The organism is Mucilaginibacter sp., from assembly GCF_036383575.1.
In the GTDB taxonomy this organism is placed as follows: domain Bacteria; phylum Bacteroidota; class Bacteroidia; order Sphingobacteriales; family Sphingobacteriaceae; genus Mucilaginibacter.
In genome coordinates, this window is sequence record NZ_DASVOB010000222.1 from 1 (window position 1) to 4,163 (window position 4,163).

The 4,163-nt window shown below is 41.6% G+C and carries 4 protein-coding genes; all 4 read left to right on the forward strand.

What is annotated here, in order from left to right:
- The first annotated feature begins 109 nt into the window (after positions 1-109).
- From VF500_RS07910 to VF500_RS07925, 4 genes are read left to right on the forward strand one after another with little or no spacing between them, the layout of a single operon-like run.
- Positions 110-1,123 carry a hypothetical protein gene (locus VF500_RS07910; RefSeq protein ID WP_330859155.1) on the forward strand — a complete coding sequence of 338 codons (1,014 nt, stop codon included), beginning with the start codon at positions 110-112 and terminating at the stop codon, positions 1,121-1,123.
- Positions 1,124-1,175: 52 nt separating this feature from the next.
- Positions 1,176-2,432: a S41 family peptidase gene (locus tag VF500_RS07915; protein WP_330859156.1), complete on the forward strand. Its 1,257-nt coding sequence runs from the start codon at positions 1,176-1,178 to the stop codon at positions 2,430-2,432.
- 37 nt (positions 2,433-2,469) lie between these two features.
- Entirely contained in the window at positions 2,470-3,039 is a 570-nt protein-coding gene (locus tag VF500_RS07920; RefSeq protein WP_330859157.1) for a biliverdin-producing heme oxygenase, read from the forward strand.
- A 58-nt stretch (positions 3,040-3,097) separates the two neighbouring features.
- Complete coding sequence (locus VF500_RS07925) at positions 3,098-4,090, forward strand: helix-turn-helix transcriptional regulator (RefSeq protein ID WP_330859158.1); 993 nt, start codon at positions 3,098-3,100, stop codon at positions 4,088-4,090.
- Positions 4,091-4,163 lie beyond the last annotated feature (73 nt).

The following is a 4,163-nucleotide window of genomic DNA, read 5'->3' on the forward strand; positions in this document are numbered from 1 at the left end:
ATCAATTAAATTAAAGTCCTGTTTTAAATAACATTAAAGGGAGGGCCGGGCCTTCTGATCCGGGTTCGGTACCTCTCTTTTATGATTATCATAATTACCAGTTAAAAAGATGATTAAAATCAAACATATACTTTATTTATCCTTCATTGTTTCAGTTTTCATGCTGCTTGGTTCCTGCAAAAAAGAGTATGTAAAAACTGCGTATAATAATGTAGAAGAATTTACCATTGCAGATTCGGCCGGGAACAAACTTAAGGCCTCCATTGTTGGCGACAGCATAAGGCTTTATTGGCCGCCGTTTCAGACTGTTCCTACCAATGTTGCGCCGCAGATCTCGGTTTCATCCGGTGCCAGCATCAGTCCCGCGTCGGGCATAAGCGTTGCTTTTAAAAAGGGAATTTCCTATACGGTTACCGCACAGGATGGCAGTAAAAAAACTTATTTTCTGGTGCCGATGATCAATCAGCCGGCACCTGTTTTTAGTATAAATGAAAGCTCTATAAACCAGGCGGGATACTTATTCCTCAAAGGGCAATATTTTATACCGGATACTTCACAAACTAAATTGTTTTTGGTCAACACCGCCGGTAAGCAGATTTCGTTGAGTTTAAAAAATGCGTTAAGCTTTAATTCTCTTGCCATTACCATCAAACTGCCTAACAACCTGAGTATTGATACGGGAAACTATAAGCTAAAATTGATAAACGGATCCAATACAGTTGTTAAAGGGCCGTTTCATATTGGGCCGGCCGATTTTTCTTCATTCCTACTCAGTGCATCCTTTAATCAGGCCGGTAAAACATTGAAAATCGGAGATGAGATCAGCATCAGCTATGTCATTTCAGAACTGGGCAAAAAATACTATCCCGGAACATTTGGCAATCTGCAACTTATGGTACGCCCTGTAAATGGCTCGAGCGAGGGGTACGATGATGTTTATTATGATATCCCGCTGAGCGGTCAGGATGGTCAAACGCTACTTAAATATAAACTACCGGCCGATGTAGTTCCGGGCAGTATAATTTTAATGATGCCTAACTATGAAATAGCCAGTAGCGGAGAAATCGGTTATCCATATTATTGGGATGGCACTACAGAACCGCTTACCGCCATCACCAAATAGCTAATTAACGATCAACAACTGGAGTACACTAACTAAATTAAGAATCATAGAAATGCGATTATTAAAAACCTGGGGAATTATAGCATTTGCTGCTGGCTTGTCGGCTTGCAGGAAGAATGCTGTTACCTCAGAGCTTCCGGTTTCGCCTACAACTGGTACACGTACCCAATTCACGCTTGATTCTATTTACCTGTATGCCAAACAAATTTACTTGTGGAGTGATGCATTACCATCATATATCGCATTTGATCCGCGGAAATATGCTTCGGATCCTTTAGCCTTAAACGCGTTTAATTCCGAGCTTTTTGATGTTTCGCAATTAAAAGTTAACCCACAAACGGGCCTTAAGTACGAAGAGCCTGTAAACCCGGGTTCGCCAAAATATTCGTTCATTACAGATTTAAATGCGAGCGGTGAACTGGCTGCCGTTGGGACACCTACATTAGGCGCAGTGTTAAAAGATACGGTGGTTGGCAAAAATGTCGGATACATAGCTCTTGGTTCTTTCCCCGAGCTTAGTACATGCAAGGATGCACTTGATGCCGCGTTTTCCAAATTGGCGGTCGCTGACCCGCAGCAACTGGTGGTTGATCTGCGGTACAATGGCGGCGGTTTTGTGGAAACTGCTGAGTATGCAGCTAATTTAATTGCCCCATCAGCTTTAAATGGAAAAGTGATGTTTTCAGAGCAGTACAATGCTCTATTACAAGCATCAAACGCAAGCATCCTTAAAAATCAATCTTACTATGATGCAAACGGCAAAACGGTAATTTATAAAGGCCGCACCGCCAATCTGGATGATGTGGATTATACCGAAGCCGGGAATACACACAAATTCAGTAAAAAAGGAGGATTGGAAACGGTAAAGGATATCTATTTTATCACCTCTTCGGCTACGGCTTCAGCTGCCGAATTGCTTATCAGCAGTATGAAACCGTATTTTAATGTGAAGCTTGTGGGCGGCACCACTTATGGTAAGCCTGTAGGCTTTTTTCCGGTGAAGATAGATGTGTACAGCATTTATTTGTCAAGCTTCCTAATCCTTAACGCCCAGGGCTGGTCTGATTATTTTCAAGGGATCCCGGCAGATGTTCAGGTAACACAGGAGGATGATCCTGCACTGGGAGACCCTAATGAGGCCTGTTTGAGCGCTGTACTCGGGCTGACCAATGGTGCATCATTAAGCACGGTACAACAAAAGGCCAACGATAAAAAGGTACAAAGTGCTTCTATATTTAAATCAAACGCCGGAACTATAAGAGTTCCTATCGGGATGATCGAAAACAGATTAAAACTAAAGGATAATTAATATACAAAGGGAGAAACTCTCCCATAAAAACTAACAAATGCTAAGTACAACCATTAAAGAGGCAACTAAAGAAGCCCATCAGCAATTAGAGAAAAAAGTAGTTCAGAAATTGAAAGCCATCCGTAGTAACCAGGATTATGCTGATCTGCTGAGGCATTTTTATGCATACTTCAATCACCTGGAAAAAGCAATTGCGCCGTTTATATCCGCCGATCTTTTACCGGACTACGCGCAACGCAGAAATTCATCCTTCCTTAAAAGTGATATAGAAGCATTGGGCGGAAATATCGACAACCTGCCGGCAACAAGTGTTCCTGCAATCACAAACTCAATTCAGGCGCTTGGTGCTTTGTACGTAATGGAAGGCTCTATTATGGGCGGTAGTATCATTGTGCAAATGCTGGCCAAAGGCGGTATTACTGAAGGCGTATCGTTCTTTTCGGGTTACGGGCCTGCTACTGGTCAGATGTGGGGCGCTTTTATAACCGTATTGAACGCCAGCGCCAAAAACAACAACGAAGAGGCTATTGCTGTACAGACAGCAAATGATACATTTAATCATTTTGCCGCAGTATTTGCGCAAGCAGAACAGCCTGTTAACGGATAATAAGCCGTTGCTGCATATTGGAGGATAAAAATAGTAACCCTTTTTTAGTGAAATTGTAATGAGGATAAGATCAAAGATTGAAGGTTTTGATGAATGGTTGTTTATTGAGGAATTGCCGGACGCTTACTCGCCGGGCTCGCAGCTCTCTGAAAAACATATTTCGATAAAGCGGGAGCCTGTAAAAAAGTTATTTTACTACCAGCTTAGCTCGGGTGGTTTGTTTTTACTTCATTCCAATATGCAGTTCAATGAGCCGGTACGGATCCTTTCAGAGGTGGAAGGCGAAACTATCACCTCGCAATTTATCTTTTACGAAGGGGGGAATATGCCTGCAAAGCTCCCCGGCAGAAGTGTTTATGGCAGCAACCGCCACAACATCCGTTATATTCCTTCATCAAAAGGCAATTATGAAGTTATACCCAATATGGAGTATAACTATTTTTTGATGGTGCTTTCAAAGGAGTATTATTTTCACCTTATCGACAGGCATGCCCTCATACATTCGTCATTTGTGTCGGCTATCATGGAAGGTAAATACACATCGCTTGCCGCGCAGGACCTTGCTGTAACTACCGAAATGAAAAGAGTGATCAATGATATTTGTGATTGCAAAAAAACAGGCGAGCTTAAGAAATTCTATACCGAATCGAAAGTGTTGGAACTGCTGATGCTGCAACTTGAGCAAATGCAGAATAACAACACTGATGACGATGGGCCGCAAATAAAAACGGAAGACCTGGAAAAGCTATATCAGGCCAAAGAGTTGCTTGATAAAGTATATGTTAATCCGCCCACCATTAAAAAGCTTTCAAGGATAATAAGTTTGAATGAGTTTAAACTTAAGCAAGGCTTTAAAGCCTATTATGGCACTACGGTATATGGGTATATTACAAGGCTCAGGATGGAAACAGCAAAAAAAATGATCATCAATGACCATAAAAGTATCGGAGAAGTAGCACACGCTATCGGGTTTAAACACCAGGCCCATTTAACCAATGCTTTCAAAAAATACTATGGAATTTTACCAAGTGAGATAAAATTGACGGTATAACGGTATAATAAACCGGCTTTTATTTTTTTAAGTTTTTCACTACCAAAAGCATAGCAAAGGCGGTTAAGCCAAT

Coding starts and splice junctions, on each gene's coding strand:
- VF500_RS07920 (WP_330859157.1), top strand. CDS start 2,470: ATGCTAAGTACAACCATTAAAGAGGCAACTAAAGAAGCCCATCAGCAA.
- VF500_RS07915 (WP_330859156.1), top strand. CDS start 1,176: ATGCGATTATTAAAAACCTGGGGAATTATAGCATTTGCTGCTGGCTTG.
- VF500_RS07925 (WP_330859158.1), top strand. CDS start 3,098: ATGAGGATAAGATCAAAGATTGAAGGTTTTGATGAATGGTTGTTTATT.
- VF500_RS07910 (WP_330859155.1), top strand. CDS start 110: ATGATTAAAATCAAACATATACTTTATTTATCCTTCATTGTTTCAGTT.